Below are 25,732 nucleotides of genomic sequence, written 5' to 3'. Positions count from 1 at the left end.
CATGAAAATCGTCCCCGCCCTGTTCCGCTTCGCCCTCACTTCCGTCGTCGTCGTGCTCGCGCTCGTGCTCGGCCACGCGCTGTGGAAGCATTACCTGTACTCGCCATGGACCCGCGACGGCCGCGTGCGCGCCGAGGTGGTGCGCGTGGCACCGGACGTGTCCGGGCTGGTCAGCGCGGTCGCCGTGCACGACAACCAGTTGGTCCGCAGGGGCGACGTGCTGTTCGTGGTCGACCAAGCGCGTTTCCGCAACGCGGTGGATCAGGCGCAGGCCAACCTCGCCGCCGCCGAGGCCGCCGCGCGCGCGGCCGGCGCCAGCATCAGCGCCGCGGCCGCCGGTGCGGCCGCACGCCACGCCGAATACGAGATGTACGCGGCCCAGGCCGAACGTCGCCAGCGCATCGGCAGCGTGATCTCGCAGGAAGACCGCAACGATGCCGCCGCCACCGCAAGCGCCGCACGCGCCACCTGGCAACAGGCCCAGGCCAGCGGCCACCAGGCCAGCGCCTCGCGGGAGCAGGCCGCGGCCGCGGTCGAGCAGGCGCAGGTCGCGCTCGATCGCGCCGAGCTGGACCTCGCCCGTACCGAGGTGCGCGCGCCGGTCGACGGCTATGTCACCAACCTCGACCTGCGCGCGGGCGACTATGCCGCCGCCGGCGCTGCGCGGCTTGCCCTGGTCGACAGCCACAGCTACTACGTCTACGGCTACTTCGAGGAGACCAAGCTGCCGCAGCTGCACGTGGGCGACCCGGTCGACATCCGCCTGATGGCCGGCGGCGCGGCACTGAAGGGCACCATCACGGGTATCGCCCGCGGCATCACCGACGCGGACAATCCCGCCGGTGCCGACGGCCTGGCCGACGTCAATCCCACCTTCAACTGGGTACGCCTGGCCCAGCGTGTGCCGGTGCGCGTGGCGATCGATGCCGACCACCTGCCGCCCGGCACGGTCCTCTCGGCCGGCATGACCGCCACCCTGGTGGTGCATCCGCATCGCGACACCGGAGCAGCGCTGGCCGACGCGCGCTGAGCGGCACGGTGGCGGCTCGGGGTGGTGGCCTGCCCGATGGCATGTAAGGTTTTCCCCGCGGCGGAGGACTACCGGATAGCCACCCCGATCAAGGAACGACCATGTCCAGCGCCGTACCGTCCGTCTCCATCGTCCCGATTTCGCCGCTGGCCCGAGCAACTGGCTGGTATCGCGACGCCTTCCGCCTGTGGCGACGGGCGCCGTTCCGGCTGGTCGGGCTGAGCCTGGCCTGCCTGGTCGCCGAGGCGCTGCTGCAACTGGTGCCCTTGGCCGGCACCGTCCTGTCCAAGGCCGTGGTGCCGATGCTTGCGGTTGGCGTCTGGATCGGACTGGACCGGCTTGCGCGCGGCGAGCCGCTGCGTTTCGCCTGCCTGTGGTCCGGTTGGCGCCATCCGCGCTGGCCTGCGCTATGGGGGCTGGCCGCCGCCGTGGGACTGATCGTGTTTGCCGTGCAGGTGGCTGCGGCCACAGCGGTGTACGGCCCGGTCGTCTGGGATGCCGTCGTGCTCGGCCACCTGCTGCATCATCCTGCGCTGCAGACGCGCCGCATGGAGTTCGTACTGATGCTGCCCGGGCTGGTGCCCGCGACGTTGCTGACGCTGGCGCCGCCACTGTTCCTGTTTCGTGGCGAGGGTGTGCTGGCGGCGCTGGCCGGAAGCCTGCACCGGGTGGCAGCGCACGCCGTGGCCTTCACGCTGGTGCTGCTGCCGCAGCTTGTGCTGTTCGCCGTGGCCCTGTCCTCCCCGTGGGCGATGCCGCTGCTGCTCGTGTTGCTGCCGCTCGGCACCCTGCTGGCCTACGCCGCCTGGCGCGACTTGGCCGGTGCGCCGCCGGAGGGCTGAGGCGGCGTGGGCGCACGCAATCGGTTCGCCGAGGTACTCCAGGCCCATGGCGGCCTGATCTCACGCATCGCGGCCAGCTACGAAGCGGATCCGGCCCTGCGCGACGACCTGCTGCAGGAGATCGCGCTGGCGTTGTGGCGCGCCTTGCCGCGCTGGCGCGGCGAGGCCGGCCTGCGCACCTTCGTGGCCAGGATCGCGCACAACCGCGGCGCTAGCCACGTACTGGGAGAGCAGCGTCGGCCACGTCCGGGTGCGTTTCCGGAGGACCTGCCGGACCCCGGCATCGCGCCGGAGCAACACGCTCATGCCCGGCAGGAAGGCGCTCGCCTGCAGGCGGCGGTTCGTGCGCTGCCGCTGGCGTTGCGACAGGCGGTGACGCTGGCGCTGGAAGGCTTCAGCCACGCCGAGATCGCCGACGCGTTGGGTATCCGGGTCAATGCCGTCGACGTGCGACTGAGTCGGGCCCGCCAGGCGCTGCGCGAACAGTTGGGAGGGACGGCATGAGTGCACACGACGAGTGGAGCGACTGGGCCGCGCAGTGGCGGACCCAGCCGGTGGTGGATGTCGAGCGCCTGCGCCGGCGCGCGCTGACCAAGCGGTGGCGGATGCTGGCAATGGTGGTGTTCGAAACCGTCACGGCGATCGGTGCGCTGGTCCAGACCGGCTGGCTGTTCGCCCACCCGGGGCTGGCGCTGCGCTGGAAGCTGTTTGCGGCCGGCGGCACGGCGTTGGTGGTGGTGATGTGGTCGATCACCCTGTGGTTGCGCCGGGGCACGTGGCGGGCCGCTGGCGCACGCGTGGCCGATCTCCTGCAGCTCGACGCGCTCCGTGCAAAGGCCGGCATCCGTCTGGCGCAGGCACAGCTATGGGGGTTTGCCGCGCTGCTGGTGGGCGTGACGGTGCTGGCTTGGCCGTCCCTGCAGCCCTCGGCGTGGCTGCACGATGCCGCCCTTCGCCGGTTGTTGCTGGTGCAGGTTGTCGCCAATGCGCCGATCGTGCTCGGCGGCGTGGCCTTCTGCCTCTGGTACATCCGCCGCCAGCGCCGGCGGCTGGCACGGATCGCGCAGATGCAATCGGAGCTTGGCTGAACGCATCGCCTTTTCCTGCGACGGCGTTCCCGGCATGCTCGCCACTTTGTGACGACGTCCGGGGCGCCATCCTTGTCCGCGATGAAACGACTGACCCGACTGCCCGGCCGCGTGGTGCGGCGGTTGCTGCCGTTCGGCCGCGCCGCCCGCCGGCAGGCACGGCTGGACGGCATGCCGGCGTTCGCGGTGCCGGCAGCGGCGATCGAGACGCTGGACGGCCCAGCGGCCCACCGCGAGCGCCTGCTGGCGGCGATCGCCGCGGCCGAGCGGCGCATCGTCATCGTGGCGCTGTACCTGGAGGACGACGACGGCGGCCGCGAGGTGCTGGAGGCGCTGTACGCGGCCAAGGCCCGTCGGCCGATGCTCGACATCGCGGTGTTCGTCGACTGGCACCGCGCCCAGCGCGGGCTGATCGGCAAGGCGCGCAGCGAGGGCAACGCCGGCATGTACCGCGCCTGGGCGCGCGAGCGCGGCGACGGCGTGGCGATCTACGGCGTGCCGGTGCAGAACCGCGAACTGTTCGGCGTCCTGCACCTGAAGGGCATGGTGATCGACGACACCGTGCTTTACTCCGGCGCCAGCTTCAACAACGTCTACCTGCAACGTCACGGTCGCTACCGGCTGGACCGCTACCACCTGCTGCGTCATGCGCCGTTGGCCGACGCGATGGCCGGTTTCGCGCAGCGGCATTTCCTCGGCCAGGCCGCCGTGCCGCGCCTCAACGTGGCCGATGTGCCGACCACCGCCAGCCTGCTGCCGGCGATCCGCGCGCTGCGCCAGCAGCTGGCCGAGGCGCGCTACGACGTGCCGGACGAGCCGGTCGGCGAGGGCACGGTGGCGGTGACGCCGCTGGCCGGTTTCGGCCGCACCGCCAATGCACTCAACGACACCCTGCTCGCCCTGCTGGCCGGCGCGCGCGAGCGGGTGGTGCTGCTCACCCCATACTTCAACCTGCCGCGGCCGGTGCGCGCCGCGGTCGGCCAGCTGCTGCGGCGCGGCTGCACGGTGGAGATCATGGTCGGCGACAAGGTCGCCAACGACTTCTACATCCCGCCGGAGCAGCCGTTCCGCACCATCGGCGTGTTGCCGTATCTGTACGAGAGCAACCTGCGCCGCTTCGCCCGTCGTCACCAGAAGCATCTGGCCAGCGGCCAGCTGGCGCTGCACCTGTGGCGCCACGCCGACAACAGCTACCACCTCAAGGGGCTGTTCATCGACGACGACGTGGCGGTGCTGACCGGCAACAACCTCAATCCGCGCGCCTGGGCGCTGGATCTGGAAAACGCGCTGGTGCTGCGCGACCCGCATGGCCTGCTGCACGAACAGCATGCGGGGGAATGGGCGGCGCTGCTGCGGCATGCGCAGCGGGTGCACGACTACCACGCGCTGCAGACCTCGCGGCACTACCCCGCGCCGGTGCGCAAGCTGCTGCGCCGGCTGAGCCGGGTGCGGCTGGACCGGCTGGTCAATCGGCTGCTGTGATGCTTGCGATCGCCGCTTGCGCCGCTAACCCGGGGGCGCGGCATCGTCCGGCGCGCCATCCGGCAAGGTAACGACGAAGCGGCTGCCGCGGTCGATGCCGTCGCTGCTTACCGTGACGGTGCCGCCATGGGCCTCCACCAACTCGCGCACGACCGCGAGGCCGACACCGATGCCACCCTGCGCATGGGGCGCAGCGCGCTCGTCCTGCACAAACAGGCCGAAGACCGCTTCCAGGGCATCCGCCGCGATGCCGATACCGGCGTCGCTCACGGTGACCACCCGCGTACCCGCACCGGGACACAGTTCCAGCACGATCTCCCCGCCTTCCGGGCTGTACTTCGATGCGTTGTCCAACAGGTTGCCGAACACCTGGGTAAGTCGTACCGGGTCGCCGTAGAAGTTGACCGGACCCGGCGGCAGCGCCAACCGCAAGCTCTGCTGGCGGCGCAGGAACATCGGCCGGCAGCCCTCGGCCACGGCACCCAGCAGGGCCACCAGATCCAGCGTCTGTCGACGTAGCTTCAGCTTGCCGGCATGGATGCGGGTGCCGTCGAGCAGGTCGCCGATCACCCGCGACATGTGTGCCACCTGCTGGTTGATGATCGCATGCAGCCGCGTCATCGCGTCGCTGTCGCGACTGTCCCCGTCGGCCAGCAGGTCGGTAGCCAGCTTCAGTGGCGTCAGCGGATGCCGCAACTCGTGCGCGACCATCGCCATGAAGCGGACCTGCCGTTGCTGCTCGTGGCGTAGCTGCAATTCCTCTTCCTGTGCCTTCAGCGCGGCCATCAGCAGTTCCGTGTTGGCTTCGCGCAGGTCGTCCAGACGGGCGGCCGCGGCCGCACCAGCCGCGACGGTGGCCGTGCTGTCTGTGCGGCCAGCGCTCGTGTCGCTTTCGCGGAAGAAACAGAAGCCACCCGGAGCGGAGCTCTTGGAGCGATACATGGCAGCATCGGCATGCTTGACGAGGGTGGCGGCGTCCTCGCCATCTTCCGGGTAGATGGCAATGCCGATGCTGGCCGACAGGACCAGCGGGTGGCCACCCACGCTGGCCGGTTCGGCCAGTGCAGCGAGCATCTTGCGCGCCACCGGAACAGCATCCCCGGGCGTGTCGAGCCCGGTGACCAGGGCCAGGAACTCATCGCCGCCGTGGCGGCTCAGCGTGTCGCTGTCGCGTATCGCCGAACCCAGCCGCAGGGCACCCAACTGCAGCAGTTTGTCACCCGCGGCGTGACCGAGCCCACGATTGACCTGCCGGAAATGATCGAAGTCGACGAAAAAAACCGCGAAATGCGCATGCGCGCGTCGCGACGTCGCGATCGCCGCGTCCAGGTGTTCCTGCATCAGGGCCCGGTTGGGGATGCCGGTGAGCAGGTCGCGATGGCTGCGGTGTGCCAGTTCGGAAAGGCTGCGCAGGGCGTCTTCCGCGATCGCATCCGAGCGCAGCGCGGCGATCACCAGCCCCGCATTGGCTTCCTTCAGGTCCGTCCCGCTCAGCGAGCCGAGCGCCGTACGCGTGTGTTCGAGCTCGTCGTAAAGCCGGGCCAGCGCGGTCTGAAGCGCGTTGCGCGCGGCGGCCGGCGGGCGGCTTTCGGAGGCGGGTGGACCGTCACGGGAAGGGGAGTGGCGACTCATGGCATGTTCCGCGATGCGGGCCGGTCATCCATCGTCTGGGACATCGGGCAACGGCACGGCGCGGCGCGTGGGGCTACCTCCGAACAGACCTTCATAGCCCGTCAATGGTTGCCCGATGCGGATGCCCTGGTCGTCGATGGAGAACTGGCGCACTTCGTCCGAGTGGGCGCTGGCCCGCACCTTCACCACCGCCATCACCCGCTGCAACCGGCTGTCGACCTCGATGTAGCGCTGCACGATGATCGCATCGGTGAGGAAGGCGGTACCGTACGGGCTGAACCGCAACTCGGTATAGCGGTCTTCCAGTTCCGAGGTCATCAGCACGGTGACGCCCGTACCGCACAGCGCGGACACCATGCGCGCCAGGGATTCGCGGAAGTCCTCGCGGAACGTGGGGGCCAGCGCCAGCTCGAAGCCCGACAGCGAGTCGATCACCAGGCGCGTGGCCTTGAGTCGGTGGATTTCGGCGAGCAGCAGCATCGACATCTCGTCGACCGACAACCCGGGCGCGCGCGTGTCCACCACCCCCACGGTGCCGTTCTTGATCAGTTCGACCACCGCACGCCCGCGCGAGTGGTCGGCGCGTTGCTCGAAGGCGGCGATCACGCCGGTCTCGCCCTTTCTTGCGCCCTCGGCAAGAAAGGCGCCGGCGAGGATGCTCTTGCCCGAGCCGGAGGGTCCGGCCACCAACAGCGAATAGCCTGCCGGCAGTCCCCCGCCAAGCATTGCGTCGAGCCCCGGTACGCCCATCGCCACGCGGTGGCCGAACGGCTCCAGCAGCGGTGAGCTGGTCGGTGCCAGCGGTGGCGGTGCAAACATGCGGATGCCGTCGTCGCCGATGCGGAAGGTGTGCAGTCCCGGCTGGGTCGGTTGTCCGCGCATCTTCATCACCTCCACCTTGCGCACCATGGAGTTGCCCTGGACGCTCTGGCGCAGCCAGATCAGGCCGTCGGCGACGGTGAAGATCGGGCTGGGATCGCTGTCGTGGAAGTACTCGCCGAGCAGGAAGGTGGTCGCCTGCCAGCTGGTCATCAGCATGCCCAGCTGCTGGATGAATTGCTGCAGGCTGATGAAGGTCTGCTCGCCGCCGCGGCCGGCGAGCACCACCGAGCGGAACGAGTCGACGAATACCAGCCCCGGCCCGTGCCGGTGTACCTCGTCCACGATGCGGTCGAGCACCTGGCCGAGGTCGCCGGTACCGGCCTCCTCGGCCAGGTTGATGAAGTGGATGGATTGCCCCACTTTTTCGCTGTCGAAAAAGCCGAACTGCTGCTGGTAGCGCAGCATCTTCAGCGGCGGCTCGCCCAGCACGGTGAAGTAGAGTGCCGGTCGCTCGCGGGTGGCCAGGGCAAACATGATCTGGTGGGCCATGGTGGTCTTGCCGCAACCTGGCGGTCCGGCCAGCACGTTGAACGAAAACTCCGGCAAGCCGCCGCCGAGGATGTCGTCAAGCCCCGGCACGCCGGTGGGCAGCCGATGGATGGTGGCTTTGGCCATGCTCATGAAGCGTTGTCCTGTGCGGCTTGGTCGCTCGGAGGGGAGATCCATACGGACTGCAGCAGACGCCGGGTGAGCGAATCACCGATCAGATGGGTCAATAGATCGTGGAACGTGTATGCCAGCGCGGTGGCAGCGGCGGCAGCATCGGTGCCGGAGAGCCCGGCCAACGCCAGCCGCAGCGATTCGAATTCGTCCGGCGCCGGATCCGGCGCGCTGGCGGATGGCAACCCGGGATGCCCGGTACGGGTCAGGTGGATGCTGCGCTGGTACAGCGCGGCCACGCCAGCCGGGCCAACGATCGGCGACAGGGCCGCACTGACACCCCGCCACAAGACAACGGCGTGCTCCGCAATCTGCCCGGCGTCGGTGCCTGCGGCGGCCATCTTTCCCCACGAGGCCGGGATCTCGTTTCCATCATGGTGCATCGGTGATCCCGTGGAGTCCGGCGTTCATGCGGACGCCGCGACCATCCATCAGCATAGGCTCATTGGCGGCCAGCCATGTTCACAGAGCGTGAGGGCTCGCCGCAGAGCCGCTGATCAAGCCACGACCAGGCGCTGCAGGCGCATCGCCAGCCAGCGCCGTACGTCCGGCCACTCGCCGGCCAGCACCGAGTAGCACACGGTGTCGCGCAGGCTGCCGTCCGGGCGCCGCTTGTGGGCACGCAGCACGCCGTCGCGGTGGGCGCCGAGGCGCTCGATCGCACGCTGCGAGTCGAGGTTGCGGTGGTCGGTGTGGAACTCCACCGCCACGCAGCCGAGCCGCTCGAACGCGTGGCCCAGCAACAGTCGCTTGCAGGCGGTGTTGAGGTGACTCTTCTGCCAGCGCTTCGCGTACCAGGTGTAGCCGATCGCCACGCGCGGCAGCGCCGGATCGAAATCGTAGTAGCGGGTCGAGCCGACGATCTCGCCGTAGCGCTTCTCGCGCACGGCGAACGGCAGCATCCGCCCCGTCGCCTGGCCAGCCAGCGCCGCGGCGATGTAGTCGGCCGAGGTCCCCGGTGGCGGCGCGCTGGTGAACCACAGGTTCCACAGCTCGCCATCGGCGGCCGCGGCCTCCAGTGCGGGGGCGTGGTCGGCGTGCAGGGGCTCGAGCAGGACGTGGTCGTCTTCCAGGTGGACCGGGGCCAGCGTCGTCATGCGGGGCTCAGGCGTCGAGGTCGGGGATCAGCTTGCTTTCCAGCCGCGCGATGGCGTCCTTCAGCAGCAGCTTGCGCTTCTTCATGCGGGTGACCTGCAGCTCGTCGCGGAAGCCGGTGGCCTGCAGATGGGTCACCAGCGCGTCCAGCTCGCGGTGCTCCCGGCGCAGTTCGAACAGGGTCTGGGCGATCGAGGGTTGATCCGGTTCCGTCATGGCACGCGCACGAGGAGGTAGGCGCGCAGTGTACGCCTCCGGCCCGGTGCCGGTCAGCGGGCTACAATGTCGCGCTTCCAATCCGGTTCAAGCCCCGATGTCCGCCACTCCCGAATCTTCCCGCAAGCAGGCCTACGAGGCCGGCAAGCTGGCCAAGCGCCTGCGCCACCAGGTCGGCCAGGCGATCGCCGACTTCAACATGATCGAGGACGGCGACAAGGTGATGGTGTGCCTGTCCGGCGGCAAGGACTCGTACACCCTGCTCGACATCCTGCTGTCGCTCAAGGCGAAGGCGCCGGTGCACTTCGAGCTGATCGCGGTGAACCTGGACCAGAAGCAGCCGGACTTCCCCGAGCACGTGCTGCCGGACTACCTCACCGCGCGCGGCGTGCCGTTCCACATCATCGAGCAGGACACCTACAGCACGGTGACGCGGGTGATCCCGGCCGGCAAGACCATGTGCAGTCTGTGCTCGCGCCTGCGTCGCGGCGCCTTGTACTCGTGGGCGGCCGAGAACGGCATCACCAAGATCGCGCTGGGCCACCACCGCGACGACATCCTCGCCACGTTCTTCCTCAACCTGTTCCACCACGCCAGCCTGAAGGCGATGCCGCCGAAGCTGCGTTCGGACGACGGCCGCCACGTGGTGATCCGCCCGCTGGCCTACTGCAGGGAGAGTGACATCGCCGAGTACGCGGCCCAGCGGGCATTCCCGATCATCCCGTGCAACCTGTGCGGCTCGCAGGAAAACCTGCAGCGCAAGCAGGTCGGGCTGATGATGGCCGAATGGGAGCGCCAGTTCCCCGGCCGTGCCGAGACCATGTTCCGCGCGCTGGGCAATGTGGCCCCGTCGCAGCTGGCCGACCGCAACCTTTTCGACTTCGCCTCGCTCGGTTCGCGCGAGGGCGCGGGCCGGGCCGATGCGCATGGCTGGCTGGCCGGGTATGCTGGCGAGCCCGCCACGGATGACGCGGTTTAGCCGTCCAGACTTCCAATTTTCCTCTCTTCGAGTATCGACATGTCCTTCTTTGCTTCCGTTGAAATGGCTCCCGGCGACCCGATCCTCGGCCTGACCGAGGCCTATCTCGCCGACCCGCGTCCGAACAAGGTGAACCTCGGCGTGGGCATCTACACCGACGAGCAGGGACGGGTGCCGGTGCTCAAAGCCGTGCAGCAGGTCGAGCAGGCGCTGGCGCGTGACACGCAGCCGCGCGGATACCTGCCGATCGATGGCCTGCCGGCCTACAACAAGCTGAGCCAGGAACTGCTGTTCGGCGAAGGCTCGCCGCTGCTCGACGCCGGCCGCGTGGCGACCGCGCAGACCATCGGCGGCAGCGGCGCGCTGCGCGTGGCGGCGGACCTGCTCAAGCAGGTCGCCGGCGACAGGGCACGCATCGCGATCAGCAACCCGAGCTGGGGCAACCACCACGTGGTGTTCCGCACCGCCGGCTTCCAGCTGCAGGACTACCGCTATTACGACGAGGCCACCCGCGGCCTGGATTTCGCCGGCATGCTGGAGGACCTGGGCAAGCTGGAGCCGGGCACCGTGGTGCTGCTGCACGCCTGCTGCCACAACCCGACCGGCGTGGACCTGGAGCCCGTGCAGTGGGCGCAGGTGGTGGAACTGGTGAAGGAGCGCGGCCTGCTGCCGTTCGTCGACATGGCCTACCAGGGCTTCGACCAGGGCATCGACGCCGACGCCACCGCGGTGCGCATGTTCGCCGAGTCCGGCATCGAGGCGTTCGTGGTGGCCAGCTCGTACTCCAAGTCGTTCTCGCTGTATGGCGAGCGCGTGGGCGTGCTGTCGATGATCGGCGCCGACCGCGACGAGGCCGCGCGCCTGCGCTCGAAGATCAAGCAGACCATCCGCGCCAACTACTCCAGCCCGGCCGCCCACGGCGGCCAGCTGGTGGCCGGCGTGCTGGCCAGCAGCGAGCTGCGTGCGCTGTGGGAGAGCGAGCTGGGCGAGATGCGCGAGCGCATCCACGCCATGCGCGCCGGGCTGGTGCAGAAGCTGGCCGCCCACGGCCACGAGTTCGGCTTCATCCAGCGCCAGGCGGGGATGTTCTCCTACTCCGGCCTGAGCAAGCCGCAGGTGGAGCGCCTGCGCGAGGAATTCGCGATCTATGCGCTGACCACCGGCCGCATCTGCGTGGCCGCGCTGAACACCCAGAACCTCGACTACGTCGCCGACGCGATTGCCAAGGTGGTGGGCTGAGGGCGCTGTCGCAGACGGTGCGCGTTGCGCACGATAGCCTCGCTCCAGCTAGCCGTCATTCCGGCGAAAGCCGGAATCCAGCGCCTCTGCCGTACACCTCGAAAGACGCTGGATCCCGGCTTTCGCCGGGATGACGGTGAGGAAATCCGAAGTCTTTCGGAGCATCTCCATGGCATCGGCCATGACATCTTCATAAGGTAGTCAGGCCCTACCGCGGCGCGGCTACCCCCAACCCGGATCCTGCATGTTCTTCCGCAATCTCACCCTGTTCCGCTTTTCCCCAGCCGTCGCCGACGACCTGAACCGCCTCGACGAGGTGCTCGCCGAGCACCGCCTGCGCCCGTGCGGGCCGATGGAGATGTCCACCCGCGGTTTCGTGCCGCCGGTCGGCCGCGGTGAGGAGGCGGCGCTCACCCATGCGGTGAACGCCTGCACCTGGCTCACCGTGGGCGGCGAGGACAAGCTGCTGCCGGCGGCGGTGATCAACGACGAGCTGCAGCGCAAGGTGCAGAAGATCGCCGAGGAGGAAGGCCGCAAGGTCGGCGGCCGCGAGCGCAAGCGGATCAAGGAAGACCTGCTCAACGAGCTGCTGCCGCGCGCCTTCGTGCGCAACTCGCGGCTCTCGGCCTATGTCGACAAGAAGCACGGCTGGCTGGTGATCGACACCGCCAGCCGCAAGTCGGCCGAAAACGCGCTGAGCCAGGTGCGCGAGGCGCTGGGCAGCTTTCCCGCCGTGCCGCTGGCGCCGGAGGAAGGCCCGCGCGTGCTGATGACCGACTGGCTGGCCAACGGCACCCTGCCGGCCGGGCTGGCGCTGGGCGACGAGGTGGAACTGCGCGATCCGGGCAGCGCCACCGGTGCGATCGCCAAGTGCCGCCGCCAGGACCTGGACAGCGAGGAGATCAAGGAGCACCTGCGCAACGGCAAGCAGGTGTTCCAGCTTGGCCTGGTGTTCGACGACCGCATGAGCTTCGTGCTCGGCGAGGACCTGGTGGTGCGCAAGCTGAAGTTCCTCGACGTGGTGCTCGACGAGATGGGCGACAGCCACCAGGACGCCGCCGCCGAGGCCGATGCCAGCTTCGCCCTGCTGACCCTGGAGATCGAGCGCCTGCTGGCCAAGCTGGAGGAGTGGTTCGGCCTGCCGCGGCCGGCCGACGCCTGACGTACGCAGCCGTATGGTGATGATTTTCGCGGGTCGACGCGCGACCGCTTGAATCATCACCTCTCCGTCGCCAATCCCTGCCAGAATCCAATCGGGCCCCTCGCGGGGCCGTGTTTTCTGGCGGGCAACTGGGCATGGCGCAGCAACTGGAAGGCGACTGGCTGGAACTGGCGACCACGGGCGGCAGCACGATCCGCGTGCTCAAGGCCGCCCATCCGCGTGCGCGCCGCCTGCGCCTGACCGTCACGCCCAAGGGCGCCCGGGTCAGCTACCCGCGCGGCACCCATCCGGCCCAGGTCAGCGCCTTCCTGCGCAGCCACGCCGACTGGCTGGAGCAGAAGCTCGACGAGCTGAACCTGCTGGTGAAGCCGCTGCCGCCGCTGCGGGTCGGCCAACCGGTGGAGATCCCGCTGCGCGGCGAACGCATCTGGCTGGACTGGGACGAGGGCCCGTACCCGCGTATTGCCAGCGGTGAGGGTGTGCTCACGCTCATCCTGCCGCGCCCGCATACCCGGGCGCTGCCGGTGGCGCGCGGGCTGCTCGCCTCGCATCTGGAGTCGCTGATCCGCCGCGACGTATCGCGCTGGCTGGCGCAGTACGTACCCCAGCTCGGCCTGGCGCCCACCGCACTGAAGGTGCGCCCGCTGAAGAGTCTGTGGGGCAGCCTGGACACGCGCGACCGCATCAACCTCGACCTCGCGCTGGCGCTGGCCCCCCCGGCCGCGCTGCGCTACGTGCTGGCCCACGAGCTGTGCCACCTGAAGGTACGCAACCACTCGCCGCGATTCTGGGCGCAGGTGGAAACCCTGTTCCCGAACTGGCAGGAACAGCGCGACTGGCTGCGCCAGAACGGCGCCGTGCTGAAGGCCGAGCTGGACCGGCTGGTGGCCGACGTGGCGGACTGACCCGGCTTCGGCGCGCGGGCCGCGCCGTTGGATGACGGGTGTAACTTGCCGCCCCCGTCGTCGGCGGCCAAGCTGAGTCTCCCTCACGGATGGCTCCAGGCAATGACGATGCATCTCCCCCTCGGCGACATCATCAAGGCCGGCTGGCTGGTGTTCCTGCTGTACTGGGCGATCCGCGCCCGGGACGCGAAGGCCGCCGTCCGCAGCGAGCCGTTCGTGCTTCGCCTGCTCAAGCACTGGCTACCGTTGATGGTCGGCACGGTGCTGGTGTTGCCCTGGCGCGGCGGCGAAGGCTCGCTGTTGCGCCTGCGCTTCGTGCCGCCCGAGGCGGCGCTGTCGATCCTCGGAGCGCTGCTGGTCTGGGCCGGCGTGCTGTTCGCGATCTGGGCGCGGAACATCCTCGGCCGCAACTGGAGCGCCGTGGTGCAGGTCAAGCAGGATCACGAACTCGTGGAGCGCGGTCCGTACCGCTGGGTGCGCCATCCGATCTATACCGGCCTGCTGCTGGCCTTCTTCGGCACCGCGCTGGCGCAGGGCGAGTGGCGCGGCCTGCTCGGCACGGCCATCGTGGGCGTCTCGTTCTGGTTCAAGCTGCGGCTGGAGGAGCGCTGGATGCGCGAGCAGTTCGGCGAACGCTACGCGGCCTACATGCAGCGGACGAAGGCGCTGGTGCCGGGCCTGCTCTGAGGACACCGCACCCGCGCCTCCCGAAGGGACGCGGATGCGGTTCCGGTCTTACCCGAGCGCCATCTTCAGGATGACCAGGGCCCCGACCAGCATGATCACGCTGCTGATCAGGCTGATCGCGACGCCCTTCAGGAACGTCGTCTCCAGCACCCACTGGTAGATCAGTGCGCCGCCGGCCAGCGCCAGCACGAAATGCACGAACATGCCGCCGAAGTGCAGTGCGTCGAGCATCCGCGACAGGATCACCTGCAGCACCAGCGAGCCGAGCACCGGCCCGATCGTGGTGCGTTGCGCACCGAGCGCGCGTGCCGTGTACATCACCGGTGCGATCAGCAGCGCCACCAGCGCCGCCAGCAGGAATATCACCTTCAGAAACGCCATCCCCTTCCCCTGTCTGCTCCGTCAATGGAGCCGGGGAGTGTCGTCGTGAATTCTTGCGGCGTAAAGAGGCCTCAGTGCGACAGCTCGAACGCGGTCAGCACCTGCGCGGTCTGCTCGGGTTTCTCCAGCATCGGCATGTGATTGCAGCCGGCCAGCGTGGTGCTGCTGATCGCCGGCGCGTGCACCAGGCCGTCGCGCAGGCTGTCCATCGCCGAGATGTCGCTGATCTTGTCGCCGGCGCACCACAGGCCCATCACCGGCATGGTCAGCTGGTCCAGGCGTTGCTGCACGGAGAGATACTGCGAGGGCTGGCGCAGCTCGTTGAACACCTTGTCGAGGAAGGCGCGGTCGCGCTTGTTGCGCGCGATGAACACGTCGATGAAGCGCCCCGGCAGGTCCGGCACCTTCTCGAACGCCAGCGCGAACGCACGCTGGAAGCCGGCACGGTCGTCGTAGTCGAACGGGTTGGTGCCGGCCAGCGCCTCGCGGGCGAACGCGTTCTCCTTCTGCTTGAGGCCGAAGGAGTCGACCAGCACCAGCCGGTTGACCCGTTCCGGGTGTTCGGCGGCATAGACGCCGGCGATGGCGCCGCCCATCGAGTGGCCGACCAGGGTCACGTTGCGCAGCCCCAGCGCCTGCATGAAGCCATCCAGCCGCGCGGCCTGCGTGTCGACGTCGTAGTCGGCGCCCGGGTCGCGCGAGGAGTCGCCCCAGCCGGGCAGGTCCGGGATCACCAGGTGGAAGTGCGGGCTGAGCTTCGCCGCCACTTTCAGCCACACCGCCTTGTTCGAGTCGTAGCCGTGCAGCAGCACCAGGGTCGGCCCTTCGCCACCCTCGTAGTACGACCAGTGGGCGCCGCCGGCCTGCACCGTTTTCTCGTCCAGGTGCGCGGCCATCGCCTGGCGTGCCGCATCCGCGCGCATCAGCCACTGCGGAGCGAACAGGTAGCACGCGCCCAGGCCGAGACCGATCACCGCCACCACCGCGGCGAGAAACTTCAGCCGCCGGATCAGCAGGCGCTGCCACAGCGGACGGCTGCCGGGGCCGGCCGGGGGCGGTGCGACGGAGCGGGAGGAGGAGGTCTGCTTTGCCATGGGAGGAAGCCTGACGGTCGGAAACAACCGGGATGTGACAGCGTGGGTGGGCGCCGGTTCGGCTGGAACGGGGCGTTTCGTGCCCCGTCCCCTGACGATCACTTCGCCGACTTCGTCTTCGCCTTCGCGAAGATGCCCTCGATCACCTGCTGGGTCAGCGGGTGGTAGCCGTCCTTCGCCTTCGCGTATGCCGCCTCGGCATAGGCCAGGCCGTCGGGCGAGGCGGCGAAGGCGCGGTACACCGGTGCGGTAAGGTAGATGCGGCCGATCCGCGTCATGTGCTCGCGCGCCGCCGGCCATACCGCCTTGTCGCCGGCGGCGATGGCGTGGATGTACCAGCGCATGCCGATCTCCGCGTTCGGCGTGCCGGTGAGGTGCCAGGCCGCGTCCAGCGCCTGCATCTGCGCGAGCTTCGGCGTGTCGGGCAGGCGGTCGAGGAAGTACATCCACTCCTGGGTGTTCCAGTCCTTCGCGTCGAGCTTGTCGGCGGCCAGCGTGCCGGCGGTGAAGGCCTTCACCTTGGCGTCGATCATGTCGAAGCGCGCCGAGGTCGGCAGCGGTGCGTTCTTCGGGATGCCGGTGCCGTAGACCCACTCGTTCACCTCGGCCATGCTCATCTTGCCGGGGTACTTGTCGATCAGGTTCGCCTTGAGGAAGGCCAGCATCTGCTCGGTGGTGATGCTCTGGAACGCGAAGTGGTCGAAGTAGCTCTTCAGGTACGGGTCGAACGCGGCGCGGCCGAAGCGCTGCTCCAGCGTGCGCAGGAACCACGAGCCCTTGTCGTAGGCGACGTCGGACAGTGCATCGTCCGCATCCACCTTGCCCGGCACGGGTGCCAGCTTCTGGCTGTTCGGCGGCATCGTGCCGATGCTCTTCTCCAGCGCGCGGGCCGAAAGCAACGCCTCTTCGTCGGCCAGCGTCTTGCCGTACACCGCCTCGGTGATGCGGCCCTGCACGTAGGTGGTGAAACCCTCGTTGAGCCAGCCGTCGCGCCAGGTGGCGTTGGTCACCAGGTTGCCGGACCAGCTGTGCGCCAGCTCGTGCGAGATCACCGAGGCGAGACTCTTGTCGCCGACCACGATGGTCGGCGTGGCGAAGGTCATGTTGGGGTTTTCCATGCCGCCGAACGGGAACGACGGCGGCAGCACGATGAGGTCGTAGCGGCCCCAGCGATACGGGCCGTACAGCTTCTCGGTGGTGGCGATCATCTTCTCGGTGTCTTCGAACTCGTGCGCCGCCTTGTGCACCATCGACGGCTCGGCATACACCGCGCTGCGCGGCCCGGTGGCCTCGGCGGCGATGTCGCCGGCGGCGATCGCCAGCAGGTACGAGGGGATCGGGTGCGGCTGGTCGAAGCGGAAGTCGCCGTCGAGCGGGTGGTGGAGGTCGTTCAGCGCACTCATCACCACGCGCACGCCCTTCGGCGCGGTGACGTGGGCGTCGTAGGTGATGCGTATCGCCGGTGAATCCTGCAGCGGCACCCACGAGCGGGCGTGGATCGACTCGCTCTGCGAGAACATGAAGGGCAGCTTCTTGTCGGCGGTCTGCGCCCTGGTCAGCCACTGCAGGCCGGTGGCTTCTGGCGAGGTGTCGTAGACGATGCGCACCTTGGCCGGATGGTCCGGCGTGGCGATGGTGAGCTTGCTGCCCAGCTGCTTGTCGCGCGGCGCCAGCGCGTAGGTCAGCGCGTGGGCGTGGCCTTTCGCGTCGATACCTTCGATGCTGGCGATCTTCAGGTCACGCGTGTCCAGCACCAGCGAGCTCGCCTTGGGGTTGACCCACTTCAGGCTGAGCGTGGCGCGGCCGTGCAGTTCCTGGTGCGGGAAGTCGAGCTTCAGGTCGAGGTCGAGATGGGTGACCCTGACCTGGTCGGGCTGCGCGTACGAGTACGGATCGGTCGCATGGGCCGCCAGCGGCAGCAGCAGGGCGCTCGCGGCGAGCGTGGACAACAGGCGCATCGGGGACCACTCCGGCAGACGGAAAACCCCGAGTATGCCATTGGCCCTCCCGCGCCGACCCGTGCCCGAAGGCCCGGTTGCTCAGGGCAGGTCGCCGCCCGAATGCGGGTCGATGGCGTATGGGTGGGTGGCGGCCAGGTGCCCGGGCTGCGCCCGCACGCGCGCGATCCAGCCGCGGATCGCCGGGTAGCCGTCGAGCGGAAAGCCGGCCTCGTCGGCGCGGCTGCCGTAGGCGAACACCGCAATGTCGGCGATGGTGTAGCGCTCGCCGGCGAGGAACGACCGCTCCGCGAGTTCACGCTCGAGGATCGCCAGCGTCCGCTGCGCCGCCGCGCGCTTCGCTTCCACAAGCGCCGTCGCGCGTCGCGCCAGCTTGCCGGTCAGCGTCCAGTGGCGCAGCGTGCCGATCACCGACTCCACCCGTTCCTGTTCGAAGCTCAGCCACTGCCACACTTTGCCGCGGCCGAAGGCATCGTCGGGCAGGTAGGGCGTGTCCTCGGCGAGGTACAACAGGATCGCGTTGGACTCGGCCAGCGCGCGGCCGTCCTCCAGCTGGATCGCCGGCACTGTGCCGGTCGGGCTGATGCGCAGGTACTCGGGCCGCTGGCCGTCACCCTCGAAGATGCTCACTTCCACCGTGCGGTAGGGCCGCTGCAGGTGCTGCAGCAGCTGGCGGACTTTCCAGGCGTTCTGGGAGGGCAGGTAGTCGAACAGGGTCAGCATCGGATGGGCTCATGTGGTTGGGGAGCCCAGTGTCCTCAGCCGGCCGGCACCGGCGCCATCCGCTTCTTGCGCAACCCGGCGATCAGCTGCCGCTGTTGGTTGAAGATGCGGCCGCCGGCTTCGGTTGCAGCGAACGCACGTAGGCCTTTACGTCGTCGACCGAGACCGCGCCGCGATGCTCGCGATCGATCTGGTCGAAGTGGGCACGGATGAACGGCACCGGCCCCTTCTCCGCCTCTTCGCGGGAGATCAATCCGTCATGGTTGCGGTCGGCGATCTTCATGTTCTTGATCGCGATGGCGGCGTCGTTGGCCAGGCCGCCCATGCCGTGCTGCGCAGCGGCTGGCAAGGCGGCGAGGGCGAAGCAGGAAGCCAGGATCAGACGTGCATGGCGCATGGCGATCTCCTTGGATGGCCGCCGCGAGTATCGCACCACTCGTGATGCGAGGATCGGCCGGAGTAGTCGACTGACGTCCTGCGTCTGCGAACTGGCTCAGGTGGATGACGGAGCCTTGAAGCGCTCGCTGTAGCGGGCGGTGGTTCCTGGACCATGCCTGGGCATGGGGCACTCCTGAAAAGTTGGATCAGGGTGTCCACTAAACCGTAGGAACTACCGTCCGTTCGACCGGAGGGTTAGGCCATCACCCGATGCGCTACCGCGGGTCGAAGGCTTGAAATCAAGAAGTCGCCCAGAAGTCCGTTGCGCCGATAGGTAGGGCAGAGAGGGCCCGTTCAAGTGCCTCCCCCTTTATGCATGCCCGAAGCGCCGTTGCCACAGCCTCAACAGCGTTTGGCGGCGAGAAGTTGTGCTTGGGCCTCACGCTCCGGACTTCCGCAAGGATCTCCTCTGGAGTGCCCAAAGGCGTAGGGCTGGAGTCCGGGTGCCAGTTCTCGAGAAACAAGGCTCGAACCACGGGCGGGAGGCAATCGGCAAAGCGTAGAGCCTGATCCACAGTGAGGCGACGCCGAAAGGCGTGGAGTACGCCTTCAACCATGTTCCAGGCCATGTTCGTAGTCTGGAGCCCCGCTGCGTCACGCGCTGCGACCATGAATCTTTCAAACTCAAGCGAAGCGAGCTGGTACTCAAGTGGCCAGGTCATCGAGTATGCGAAGGTGTATGGCGTGGGGTCCAACGCTGGAATTGAGCGGCGGCGCAGCCGTCCGCCTTGAACGAACTGTTAGTCATCATATCTTTTTGTTGAGTGCAATCAGGATCGTGCGGGAGACGCTGACCTGACAGCGTGCTGGTGTGTCGCGCGTTCCCCGGGACGATGCCCGAGGTGCGCTTCAGGAGCGCACCGTTACCTTGGTGCGGTCAGGCGTAGCGGTCGGCCAGCGCGTCGGTGGTGGTGACCAGCGCGTCGACGATTGCCGGGTCGGTCGCGCTGTGGCCGGCGAGCACCACGCGCAGCTCCGCTTCGGGCCAGGCCTGGCTGAGGTCCCAGGCACTCTTCATCGGGCAGATGATGTCGTAGCGTCCGTGCACGATGGTGGCGGGGACATGCCGGATGCGGTCGACGTCGCGCAGCAACTGGTCCGGTTCCAGGAAGATGCGATGGCGGAAGAAGTGCGCCTCCATCAACGCCAGGCTGACGGCGCGATGCGGGTCGTCGAAGTCGCCGCCGCCGTCCGGGTCGTGCACGAGGGTGGTGCCGCCGCCTTCCCAGGCACTCCAGGCGTGCGCCGCGGCCAGCCGGATGGCTTCGTCCGGGCTGGTGAGCCGGCGCCAGTAGGCCTCGAGCATGGAGTCGCGCTCGGCTTCGGGAATGAGCGCGACGAAGCGCGCCCAGCGCTCGGGGAATATCTGCCGCGAGCCGCCATCCATTTCGTTGAACCAGCGCAGCTCCTCGTCGCGGCCGAGGAAGATGCCGCGCAGCACCAGCGCCAGCGCGCGTTCCGGGTGGGTCTGCGCGTAGGCCAGCGCCAGGGTGGAGCCCCACGAGCCGCCGAACACCACCCAGCGCTCGATGCCCAGGTGCTCGCGGATCGCCTCGATGTCGGCCACCGCATGCCAGGTGGTGTTGTCGGTGAGTTCGGCGAACGGCGTGGACCGGCCGGCGCCACGCTGGTCGAACAGCACGATGCGGTAGCGCGCCGGGTCGAAGAAGCGGCGGTGGTAGTCCGACAGTCCCGCGCCCGGTCCGCCGTGCAGGAAGATCACCGGCAGCCCCTCGGGGTTGCCGCACTGTTCCACGTAGAGCGTGTGCAGGGCATCCACCGGCAGGTGCTCGGTGGCATACGGGGTGATCTCGGGGTACAGCGCGCGCATGTCGGGCTCCGTGATGGCGAGCGACAAGCCTAGTCCACCGGCAGTGCGGCGGCAGCGTTCCACATCGAACGGGTGATCGGCCGGTTCACGTGCGGTGCCTGCAGTACCACCAGGGTGGTGGTGCTGATGCTGGGATGGATCTTCAGCAGGCGGTCGAGCACGGTTTCCAGATGGGCGATCGACATCGCCACCAGGTGCAGCAGCGCCGAGTCCTCGCCGGCCAGTCGCCGGCAGTCGAGCACCTCGGGGATGTCCTCGACGATCTCGCCGATGCGCTTGCACACGCCGCCATCGCAGCGCAGCCGCACCATCGCGTCGATGCTGTAGCCCAGTCGCCGGGGGTCGATCACGGCGCGGTAGCCGCGGATCACCCCGGCCTCTTCCAGCCGCTTCACCCGTTCGGCTACCGCCGGCGCCGACAGGTGCACCAGCCGGCCCAGCTCGGCATAGCCCAGACGCGCATCGGCCTGCAGCGCCTCGAGCAGTTGCCAGTCCTTGGCATCGATATCGGGTTTGGAATCCACGGTAGCTCTCCCTGAAGAATCATTGATTCGATGGCGAGGCTCGGTTGGCCCCGTCGATCCATTATTCATGGCGACGGGGCTGCTCACTAGCATGCGCACTTCCCCGTCCCCGGATCTGTTCACCATGGCTAGCCCCGAACGACTCGACGCCCGCGCCCTGGCGCTGGTCGGCGTCGCCCTGCTCACCTGGTCCTCGGCCTATGCGGCGATCGCCTACGCCCTGGCGGCCTTCACCCCCGGCGAGGTGGCGCTGGCGCGGCTGGCGATCGCCTCGCTGTGCTTTGGCCTGTTCCTCACCGTGCGCCGCGTGCCGCTGCCGGCGCGGCGCGAATGGCCGGGCCTGCTGGTGCTGGGGATCATCGGATTCACCGTTTACCACCTGGCGCTGAACCATGCGGAGACACGCATCGCCAGCGGCACCGCATCGATCCTGATCTCGCTGGTACCGGCAGCGACCGCCGCCGTGTCGGCACTGTGGATGGGCGAACGACTGCCGGTGCGTACGCTGGCGGGACTCGGCGTGGCGCTGATCGGCGTGGTGCTGGTAGTGCTGGCCAGCGGCAAGCAGGTGCGCTTCGAGCCGATGGCCGCGCTGGTTCTGGTGAGCGTGCTGGCCTCGGCGATCTACTTCGTCGGGGTGAAGCCGTACTTCGCGCGCAGCAGCGCGTTGGGCGTGACCGCGTTCGGCTTCTTCGCCGGCACGCTGGGCGCGCTGCCGTTCGGCATCCACCTGCCGCAGGCGCTGGCCGCCGCGCCGTGGCCGGCGATCGCGTCGTTGCTGTGGCTGGGCGTGGCACCGACCTTCATCGGCTACATCGCCTGGAACGTGGCGATCCACCGCAGTTCGGCCTCGCAGGTATCCAGCTTCATCTACTTCTCGCCGCCAATCGCGGTGCTGATCGGCTGGTTCTGGCTGGGCGAGCGGCCGGGGCCGCTGACCCTGGTCGGCGGCGTGGTCACCGTGGCCGGCGTGGTGCTGGCGAACACCCGGCGGCGGGCGCTGCCGCCGGCGCCGCGCGACGTGGCGGCGTGCGAGCCCTGAGCATCGGCTGCGCGTGATGCCTGATCAGCGCGGATGCCGGTCGCGCAAAGGGTGCGCTCCTACCGGGCCGGACGCAGTGGTAGGAGCCCACCTTGTGGGCGACCGATTTTGCGAAGGGCCCGCACCGGTCGACCCGTGCGGGCGGCGTCGCGAACCCGGCAGAGGTTCCGGGCCGGTCATGCGTGTCGCGAAGGCGGCCGACTCAGCCGCTGCGTTTCGTCCGCCCGAAATCCAGCGCCGCGGTGAGGTCGCCCGGAGCCGGCCCACCCGCGGCGAGCATGGCCTCCTCGCGCAGTGCCAGCCCGGGCAGCTTCTGCAGCCCGAAACGGCGGGTGATGAAGCGGGCGATCGATCCGGTGTCGTAGGTGGTGTGGTCGACGTGCCCCTTCTTCGCCCACGGCGAGACGATGATCGCCGGGATACGCGTGCCCGGACCCCAGCGGTCGCCCTTCGGTGGCGCCACGTGGTCCCACCAGCCGCCGTTCTCGTCGAAGGTGATGACGATCAGCATCTTCTTCCACTGCGGGCTCTTCTGCAGCGCCTGCACCACGCGGGCGAGGTGGCGGTCGCCGGCCTCCACGTCGGAGTAGCCGGCGTGCATGTTGAGGTTGCCCTGCGGCTTGTAGAACGCCACCGGCGGCAGCGTGCCGGCCAGCGCATCGGCGACGAACTTGTTGCCGGGTGCCGTCTCGCCCAGGCCGCCGTCGCGCAGGTGCTGCCTGCGTGCTGCGGTGCCGGGAGCCAGCGAAGCGAAGTAGTTGAACGGCTGGTGGTGCACCTGGAAGTTCGGCCGGTCGGGGAACTCGCCCTCGGGGCCATCGCCGTGGCCGTCCAGCGCGGCCTGGAACGCGCCGGCATACCAGGCCCAGTCGATGCCCTTGGCCGAGAGCATGTCGCCGATATGTTTGTGGTGCTGCGGCGGCAGGGTGTTCGGGCTGGCCGGGTCGGCACGGGTCGGATCGGTGGGATCCTGGGTGAACGCCGGCGCGTAGGCGGGGCCGATGGTGTTCACGGCATGGAAGTCCGGGGTCAGCGTGGAGCGCCCCTCGAACTTCGGCTTGCCGTTCATCGCGCTGGCCGGCGAGTCGTGCGCCAGCTTCAGGCGCGGGTCGTCGACGCGACCGCTTTCGGTGACCGCGATGTTGTACTGCGCCGGGCTGGTGTCCGCGTGCGGGTAGAACGGCGGCTGCGCGGCGACCAGATACTGGTGGTTGAGGAACGAACCGCCGAAGGCGCCCATGAAGAAGCGGTCGCACAGCGTGTACTGCTCGGCCAGGCGCCACAGCCGCAGGTTCACCGCGTTGTCGCCGTAGTGGCCCATCACCAGTGCGCCGGAGTCGCCCCAGGCGACGAAGCCGTCGTTGCGGCCGCCGCTGATCTGCATCTGGTTCTGGTAGAACGCGTGGATCAGGTCGCGTGTCACCACGCCCTGGGGCAGCGGCTCGCCATCGGGCGTGTGCAGCGCGAACGGCGCGTTGGGCAGGCCGGTGAGGTCCGCCTCCTGCACGTGGTAGGTGCGGTGGTTGACGGTCTGCGCGTGCGGCACCAGGCCGTGCCAGATCGGCGGCAGGGTCTTCAGCGGCGTGCCGTCGCGATCCATCTGCACGGCGCGCTCCGGCGGCAGCGCCTCCAGCGGTTCGGCCAGTCCGGGGAAGCCGGCGAACAGGTTGTTGAAGCTGCGGTTCTCCGCGTACAGCACCACCACGTGGTCGATGTGCTCGCGAAGCAGCGCGTCCATCGCCGCGTCATCGAGCGGGGCTGCACCCTCCGCGCCGGCGGCGGCCACCGCCGCGCGGGCCGCCTCGCCGCCCAGCGCCAGGCCGGCACCGGCCACCGCCAGCCCGCCGAGCAGGCGTCGCCGCTGCGGATCGCGCGGTGCGTCGGGGGTGCGGGAGGGCGTGTCGTCGCGGGGTGGCTTGCTGGTCATGGCGGGTCAGGCGGGAGATGCTTGGGGATCGGAGAGCATACGCACGCCGTCCCCGCCGATCCATGCGCCATCTGGCCCGTGCGCCGCAGGAAATTCCGTTTTTGTCCGTGACCGAAGAGGTTGTTCCGCATGATCACCCTGCACATCGCCAACAAGAACTACTCGTCGTGGTCGCTGAGGCCGTGGGTGCTGCTGCACGAGCTGGGCGTGCCGTTCGAGGAACGGATGCACCCGTTCGCGCCCGGTTCCAACTGGGAGGCCTTCCGCGCGTTTTCGCCGAACGGCCGCGTGCCCTGCCTGCGCGACGGCGACACCGTGGTGTGGGACTCGCTGGCCATCGTCGAGTACCTCGCCGAGCACCATCCGGCCTGGCCGCAGGACGCCGCCGCGCGTACCTGGGCGCGCTGCGCCACGGCGGAGATGCACTCGGGCTTCGGCGCGCTGCGCCAGCAGTGTTCGATGAGCTGCGGCCTGCGTATCCGCCTGCACGAAGTCGGCCCGCAGCTGGCCGCCGACGTGGCACGCATCGACGAGCTGTGGCGCGAAGGCCTGCGCCGTTTCGGCGGCCCGTTCCTGGCCGGCGACCGCTTCACCGCGGTGGATGCCTTCTACGCGCCGGTGGCGTTCCGCGTGCAGACCTACGGACTGTCGCTCTCGCCCGAGGCGAGCGGCTGGGTCGAGCGCATGCTCGCATTGCCGTCGATGCGCCGCTGGTACGACGAGGCGCTGGCCGAAACCTGGCGCGACACGCCGCACGACGTGGAGTCGGCCGAGGTCGGCACGATCACCGCGGACCTGCGCGCCCGCTGAGCGCCGGCCGCAGGGGGCGCCGCGCGGCCAGCCAGGCCAGCGCGGCGCCGATCCCGACGAACGCGAGGCCGACCAGCGCCGCGTTGCCCAGCACCCGTACCCATCCCAGCGTCGCCACATCGAGGAACGGGTACGGATAGCGGCCGTCGAGCGCGGCGCGACCGAGCGCGTACGCGAGGTACACGACCGGGTAGGCCATCCAGGCCAGCAGGCGCGAACGCGAGACTGCCTGGCCGCGTCCGGCGACCCACCAGGTCGCCAGGTACAGCAGCGGCATCGCCACGTGCAGCAGCTCGTCGGTGACATCGGCCCAGCCGGTCGGGTGCCAGGTCTGACGCAATACGAGGTTGTAGACCAGCCCGACGATCAGCAGGCTGGCGGCAATCGCGGTGAGGTCCTCGTCGCGGGCGAGCAGGCCGTCGCGGTGGCCGGCCGCCAGCCGCGCCAGCGAGAGCGCGCCAAGCGCGTTGGTGAGGATGGTGAAGTAGCCGAGGTAGATCCACAGCGCCCGCTCGGCGCCGAAGCCCTGCCGGTGCACCGTCGCCAGCGTCAGTGCGAACTGCAGGCCCAGCGCGAACACGCCGGCGAGCAGCGCCACCAGCGCCAGTCCGCGCGCGCGCCTATCCGGCGGCGCGGAGCGTGGGTCGGGGGCGCGGGGCGTCATCGGGGCACGATCACGAGGACAGGCGGTGCCGGTAGAACGCATGCACCAGCTCCTGAAACTCCTGCGCCGGATCACTGCCCAGCGCGATCAGGCAGGCGATCGCCTGCGCGAACAGCAGGCTGGCCGGCACCAGCAGCAGGTCCGGCACGATCCAGCGCGAGGAGGTGGAGGCGGCGATCACCAGCATGCCGCCATGGAAGGAGCGGTCGCGGGTGCTGCAGCGCCGCTCGACCACGGCCATCAGAACGATCAGCGCCGCGCTGGCCGTCCAGGCGGCCAGCCACCAGCCGTGCGTGGGCGGGCGGCGGACCACCGCGTGCCACGCGGACACGCCGACCAGGGGCGAGAGCCGGAACAGGCCGGCGGCAGCGAAGGTGAGTGGGCGGGTGAGGAAGAACATCCGGAGCGGTTCGAGCCACATCACCAGCGTCCCCCTGTCGG

General features: G+C 69.2%; 28 protein-coding genes. 12 read left to right on the top strand and 16 right to left on the bottom strand.

Features of this window, described 5'->3' with window-relative positions; genetic code table 11:
• The first annotated feature begins 1 nt into the window (after position 1).
• From ATSB10_RS12985 to pssA, 5 genes are all read left to right on the top strand, one after another.
• The gene (locus ATSB10_RS12985; protein WP_063673202.1) at positions 2 to 1,030 is read left to right on the top strand and encodes an HlyD family secretion protein; all 1,029 of its coding nucleotides are present in this window, start codon (positions 2 to 4) and stop codon (positions 1,028 to 1,030) included.
• Between the two features lie 101 nt (positions 1,031 to 1,131).
• Positions 1,132 to 1,872 carry a hypothetical protein gene (locus tag ATSB10_RS12980; RefSeq protein ID WP_063673201.1) on the top strand — a complete coding sequence of 247 codons (741 nt, stop codon included), beginning with the start codon at positions 1,132 to 1,134 and terminating at the stop codon, positions 1,870 to 1,872.
• A 6-nt stretch (positions 1,873 to 1,878) separates the two neighbouring features.
• A complete protein-coding gene (locus tag ATSB10_RS12975) occupies positions 1,879 to 2,376 on the top strand; it encodes an RNA polymerase sigma factor (RefSeq protein WP_063673200.1) in 498 nt (165 codons plus the stop codon).
• A complete protein-coding gene (locus ATSB10_RS12970; RefSeq protein ID WP_063673199.1) occupies positions 2,373 to 2,960 on the top strand; it encodes a hypothetical protein in 588 nt (195 codons plus the stop codon). Before ATSB10_RS12975 ends, ATSB10_RS12970 begins: the two co-directional genes overlap by 4 nt.
• A gap of 81 nt (positions 2,961 to 3,041) precedes the next feature.
• Positions 3,042 to 4,442, top strand: a complete 1,401-nt coding sequence (gene pssA, locus ATSB10_RS12965) for a CDP-diacylglycerol--serine O-phosphatidyltransferase (protein ID WP_063673198.1) — start codon at positions 3,042 to 3,044, stop codon at positions 4,440 to 4,442.
• 24 nt (positions 4,443 to 4,466) lie between these two features.
• Here pssA and ATSB10_RS12960 read toward each other — a convergent pair whose 3' ends face one another.
• The 5 genes from ATSB10_RS12960 to ATSB10_RS12940 all read right to left on the bottom strand — a co-directional run bounded on the left by ATSB10_RS12960 (position 4,467) and on the right by ATSB10_RS12940 (position 8,927).
• The gene (locus ATSB10_RS12960) at positions 4,467 to 6,074 is read right to left on the bottom strand and encodes a diguanylate cyclase domain-containing protein (protein ID WP_083966213.1); all 1,608 of its coding nucleotides are present in this window, start codon (positions 6,072 to 6,074) and stop codon (positions 4,467 to 4,469) included.
• A 24-nt stretch (positions 6,075 to 6,098) separates the two neighbouring features.
• Complete coding sequence (locus tag ATSB10_RS12955) at positions 6,099 to 7,577, bottom strand: ATPase domain-containing protein (RefSeq protein WP_236886423.1); 1,479 nt, start codon at positions 7,575 to 7,577, stop codon at positions 6,099 to 6,101.
• The gene (locus ATSB10_RS12950; protein ID WP_063673197.1) at positions 7,574 to 7,999 is read right to left on the bottom strand and encodes a hypothetical protein; all 426 of its coding nucleotides are present in this window, start codon (positions 7,997 to 7,999) and stop codon (positions 7,574 to 7,576) included. Before ATSB10_RS12950 ends, ATSB10_RS12955 begins: the two co-directional genes overlap by 4 nt.
• A 114-nt stretch (positions 8,000 to 8,113) precedes the next feature.
• On the bottom strand, positions 8,114 to 8,713 hold the full coding sequence (locus tag ATSB10_RS12945; RefSeq protein WP_063673196.1) for a GNAT family N-acetyltransferase: 600 nt from the start codon (positions 8,711 to 8,713) through the stop codon (positions 8,114 to 8,116).
• A 7-nt stretch (positions 8,714 to 8,720) separates the two neighbouring features.
• Positions 8,721 to 8,927: a YdcH family protein gene (locus ATSB10_RS12940; RefSeq protein ID WP_017463348.1), complete on the bottom strand. Its 207-nt coding sequence runs from the start codon at positions 8,925 to 8,927 to the stop codon at positions 8,721 to 8,723.
• Positions 8,928 to 9,024: 97 nt separating this feature from the next.
• On the opposite strand from ATSB10_RS12940, the gene ttcA reads away from it, so the two are divergent.
• From ttcA to ATSB10_RS12915, 5 genes are all read left to right on the top strand, one after another.
• Positions 9,025 to 9,906 (top strand): tRNA 2-thiocytidine(32) synthetase TtcA, encoded by an 882-nt coding sequence (gene ttcA, locus ATSB10_RS12935; protein ID WP_063673195.1) that lies wholly within the window; start codon positions 9,025 to 9,027, stop codon positions 9,904 to 9,906.
• A gap of 39 nt (positions 9,907 to 9,945) precedes the next feature.
• Positions 9,946 to 11,145, top strand: coding sequence for an amino acid aminotransferase (locus ATSB10_RS12930; protein ID WP_063673194.1), 1,200 nt, complete (start codon positions 9,946 to 9,948; stop codon positions 11,143 to 11,145).
• A gap of 244 nt (positions 11,146 to 11,389) precedes the next feature.
• Positions 11,390 to 12,307, top strand: coding sequence for a recombination-associated protein RdgC (locus ATSB10_RS12925; RefSeq protein WP_063673193.1), 918 nt, complete (start codon positions 11,390 to 11,392; stop codon positions 12,305 to 12,307).
• Between the two features lie 134 nt (positions 12,308 to 12,441).
• A complete protein-coding gene (locus ATSB10_RS12920) occupies positions 12,442 to 13,212 on the top strand; it encodes a M48 family metallopeptidase (protein WP_063673192.1) in 771 nt (256 codons plus the stop codon).
• Between the two features lie 108 nt (positions 13,213 to 13,320).
• Complete coding sequence (locus ATSB10_RS12915) at positions 13,321 to 13,899, top strand: methyltransferase family protein (protein ID WP_063674487.1); 579 nt, start codon at positions 13,321 to 13,323, stop codon at positions 13,897 to 13,899.
• 48 nt (positions 13,900 to 13,947) lie between these two features.
• Here ATSB10_RS12915 and ATSB10_RS12910 read toward each other — a convergent pair whose 3' ends face one another.
• From ATSB10_RS12910 to ATSB10_RS12880, 8 genes are all read right to left on the bottom strand, one after another.
• On the bottom strand, positions 13,948 to 14,280 hold the full coding sequence (locus ATSB10_RS12910; protein WP_063673191.1) for a hypothetical protein: 333 nt from the start codon (positions 14,278 to 14,280) through the stop codon (positions 13,948 to 13,950).
• A 71-nt stretch (positions 14,281 to 14,351) separates the two neighbouring features.
• Positions 14,352 to 15,374, bottom strand: coding sequence for an alpha/beta fold hydrolase (locus ATSB10_RS12905; RefSeq protein ID WP_083966212.1), 1,023 nt, complete (start codon positions 15,372 to 15,374; stop codon positions 14,352 to 14,354).
• Positions 15,375 to 15,472: 98 nt separating this feature from the next.
• On the bottom strand, positions 15,473 to 17,332 hold the full coding sequence (locus ATSB10_RS12900) for a M1 family metallopeptidase (protein WP_063673190.1): 1,860 nt from the start codon (positions 17,330 to 17,332) through the stop codon (positions 15,473 to 15,475).
• An 81-nt stretch (positions 17,333 to 17,413) separates the two neighbouring features.
• Positions 17,414 to 18,055: a glutathione S-transferase family protein gene (locus tag ATSB10_RS12895; protein WP_063673189.1), complete on the bottom strand. Its 642-nt coding sequence runs from the start codon at positions 18,053 to 18,055 to the stop codon at positions 17,414 to 17,416.
• Positions 18,056 to 18,137: 82 nt separating this feature from the next.
• The gene (locus ATSB10_RS12890; protein ID WP_063673188.1) at positions 18,138 to 18,452 is read right to left on the bottom strand and encodes an EF-hand domain-containing protein; all 315 of its coding nucleotides are present in this window, start codon (positions 18,450 to 18,452) and stop codon (positions 18,138 to 18,140) included.
• Between the two features lie 280 nt (positions 18,453 to 18,732).
• Positions 18,733 to 19,062 carry a DUF2267 domain-containing protein gene (locus tag ATSB10_RS19890; RefSeq protein ID WP_425478126.1) on the bottom strand — a complete coding sequence of 110 codons (330 nt, stop codon included), beginning with the start codon at positions 19,060 to 19,062 and terminating at the stop codon, positions 18,733 to 18,735.
• A 308-nt stretch (positions 19,063 to 19,370) separates the two neighbouring features.
• Entirely contained in the window at positions 19,371 to 20,324 is a 954-nt protein-coding gene (gene pip, locus ATSB10_RS12885; RefSeq protein ID WP_063673187.1) for a prolyl aminopeptidase, read from the bottom strand.
• Between the two features lie 29 nt (positions 20,325 to 20,353).
• Positions 20,354 to 20,848, bottom strand: a complete 495-nt coding sequence (locus tag ATSB10_RS12880; RefSeq protein WP_063673186.1) for an Lrp/AsnC family transcriptional regulator — start codon at positions 20,846 to 20,848, stop codon at positions 20,354 to 20,356.
• Between the two features lie 124 nt (positions 20,849 to 20,972).
• On the opposite strand from ATSB10_RS12880, the gene ATSB10_RS12875 reads away from it, so the two are divergent.
• Positions 20,973 to 21,890: a DMT family transporter gene (locus tag ATSB10_RS12875; protein ID WP_063673185.1), complete on the top strand. Its 918-nt coding sequence runs from the start codon at positions 20,973 to 20,975 to the stop codon at positions 21,888 to 21,890.
• Positions 21,891 to 22,092: 202 nt separating this feature from the next.
• Here the strand turns inward: ATSB10_RS12875 and acpA are convergent, their stop codons facing one another.
• On the bottom strand, positions 22,093 to 23,817 hold the full coding sequence (gene acpA, locus ATSB10_RS12870) for an acid phosphatase (RefSeq protein ID WP_063673184.1): 1,725 nt from the start codon (positions 23,815 to 23,817) through the stop codon (positions 22,093 to 22,095).
• A 129-nt stretch (positions 23,818 to 23,946) separates the two neighbouring features.
• On the opposite strand from acpA, the gene ATSB10_RS12865 reads away from it, so the two are divergent.
• Complete coding sequence (locus ATSB10_RS12865) at positions 23,947 to 24,627, top strand: glutathione S-transferase family protein (RefSeq protein WP_063674485.1); 681 nt, start codon at positions 23,947 to 23,949, stop codon at positions 24,625 to 24,627.
• Here the strand turns inward: ATSB10_RS12865 and ATSB10_RS12860 are convergent.
• Positions 24,602 to 25,291 carry a Pr6Pr family membrane protein gene (locus ATSB10_RS12860; RefSeq protein WP_157469232.1) on the bottom strand — a complete coding sequence of 230 codons (690 nt, stop codon included), beginning with the start codon at positions 25,289 to 25,291 and terminating at the stop codon, positions 24,602 to 24,604. The two genes, ATSB10_RS12865 and ATSB10_RS12860, sit on opposite strands and share 26 nt — an antisense overlap.
• 10 nt (positions 25,292 to 25,301) lie before the next feature.
• Positions 25,302 to 25,712, bottom strand: coding sequence for a hypothetical protein (locus ATSB10_RS12855; RefSeq protein ID WP_063673182.1), 411 nt, complete (start codon positions 25,710 to 25,712; stop codon positions 25,302 to 25,304).
• Positions 25,713 to 25,732 lie beyond the last annotated feature (20 nt).

The sequence above is a fragment of the Dyella thiooxydans genome, from assembly GCF_001641285.1.
Lineage (GTDB): Bacteria > Pseudomonadota > Gammaproteobacteria > Xanthomonadales > Rhodanobacteraceae > Dyella_A > Dyella_A thiooxydans.
This window is presented reverse-complemented; position numbering and strand designations above follow the sequence as displayed.

Bases quoted from the DNA above. Each gene is read 5' to 3' on its own strand.
- ttcA (WP_063673195.1), top strand. From the start codon at position 9,025: ATGTCCGCCACTCCCGAATCTTCCCGCAAGCAGGCCTACGAGGCCGGC.
- ATSB10_RS12950 (WP_063673197.1), bottom strand. From the start codon at position 7,999: ATGCACCATGATGGAAACGAGATCCCGGCCTCGTGGGGAAAGATGGCC.
- ATSB10_RS12865 (WP_063674485.1), top strand. From the start codon at position 23,947: ATGATCACCCTGCACATCGCCAACAAGAACTACTCGTCGTGGTCGCTG.
- ATSB10_RS12900 (WP_063673190.1), bottom strand. From the start codon at position 17,332: ATGCGCCTGTTGTCCACGCTCGCCGCGAGCGCCCTGCTGCTGCCGCTG.
- ATSB10_RS12915 (WP_063674487.1), top strand. From the start codon at position 13,321: ATGCATCTCCCCCTCGGCGACATCATCAAGGCCGGCTGGCTGGTGTTC.
- ATSB10_RS12855 (WP_063673182.1), bottom strand. From the start codon at position 25,712: ATGTGGCTCGAACCGCTCCGGATGTTCTTCCTCACCCGCCCACTCACC.
- pip (WP_063673187.1), bottom strand. From the start codon at position 20,324: ATGCGCGCGCTGTACCCCGAGATCACCCCGTATGCCACCGAGCACCTG.
- ATSB10_RS12895 (WP_063673189.1), bottom strand. From the start codon at position 18,055: ATGCTGACCCTGTTCGACTACCTGCCCTCCCAGAACGCCTGGAAAGTC.
- ATSB10_RS12960 (WP_083966213.1), bottom strand. From the start codon at position 6,074: ATGAGTCGCCACTCCCCTTCCCGTGACGGTCCACCCGCCTCCGAAAGC.
- ATSB10_RS12980 (WP_063673201.1), top strand. From the start codon at position 1,132: ATGTCCAGCGCCGTACCGTCCGTCTCCATCGTCCCGATTTCGCCGCTG.
- ATSB10_RS12920 (WP_063673192.1), top strand. From the start codon at position 12,442: ATGGCGCAGCAACTGGAAGGCGACTGGCTGGAACTGGCGACCACGGGC.
- ATSB10_RS12940 (WP_017463348.1), bottom strand. From the start codon at position 8,927: ATGACGGAACCGGATCAACCCTCGATCGCCCAGACCCTGTTCGAACTG.
- ATSB10_RS12985 (WP_063673202.1), top strand. From the start codon at position 2: ATGAAAATCGTCCCCGCCCTGTTCCGCTTCGCCCTCACTTCCGTCGTC.
- ATSB10_RS12930 (WP_063673194.1), top strand. From the start codon at position 9,946: ATGTCCTTCTTTGCTTCCGTTGAAATGGCTCCCGGCGACCCGATCCTC.
- ATSB10_RS12860 (WP_157469232.1), bottom strand. From the start codon at position 25,291: ATGACGCCCCGCGCCCCCGACCCACGCTCCGCGCCGCCGGATAGGCGC.
- ATSB10_RS12875 (WP_063673185.1), top strand. From the start codon at position 20,973: ATGGCTAGCCCCGAACGACTCGACGCCCGCGCCCTGGCGCTGGTCGGC.
- ATSB10_RS12925 (WP_063673193.1), top strand. From the start codon at position 11,390: ATGTTCTTCCGCAATCTCACCCTGTTCCGCTTTTCCCCAGCCGTCGCC.
- ATSB10_RS12955 (WP_236886423.1), bottom strand. From the start codon at position 7,577: ATGAGCATGGCCAAAGCCACCATCCATCGGCTGCCCACCGGCGTGCCG.
- ATSB10_RS19890 (WP_425478126.1), bottom strand. From the start codon at position 19,062: ATGGCCTGGAACATGGTTGAAGGCGTACTCCACGCCTTTCGGCGTCGC.
- acpA (WP_063673184.1), bottom strand. From the start codon at position 23,817: ATGACCAGCAAGCCACCCCGCGACGACACGCCCTCCCGCACCCCCGAC.
- ATSB10_RS12905 (WP_083966212.1), bottom strand. From the start codon at position 15,374: ATGGCAAAGCAGACCTCCTCCTCCCGCTCCGTCGCACCGCCCCCGGCC.
- ATSB10_RS12970 (WP_063673199.1), top strand. From the start codon at position 2,373: ATGAGTGCACACGACGAGTGGAGCGACTGGGCCGCGCAGTGGCGGACC.
- ATSB10_RS12910 (WP_063673191.1), bottom strand. From the start codon at position 14,280: ATGGCGTTTCTGAAGGTGATATTCCTGCTGGCGGCGCTGGTGGCGCTG.
- pssA (WP_063673198.1), top strand. From the start codon at position 3,042: ATGAAACGACTGACCCGACTGCCCGGCCGCGTGGTGCGGCGGTTGCTG.
- ATSB10_RS12945 (WP_063673196.1), bottom strand. From the start codon at position 8,713: ATGACGACGCTGGCCCCGGTCCACCTGGAAGACGACCACGTCCTGCTC.
- ATSB10_RS12890 (WP_063673188.1), bottom strand. From the start codon at position 18,452: ATGCGCCATGCACGTCTGATCCTGGCTTCCTGCTTCGCCCTCGCCGCC.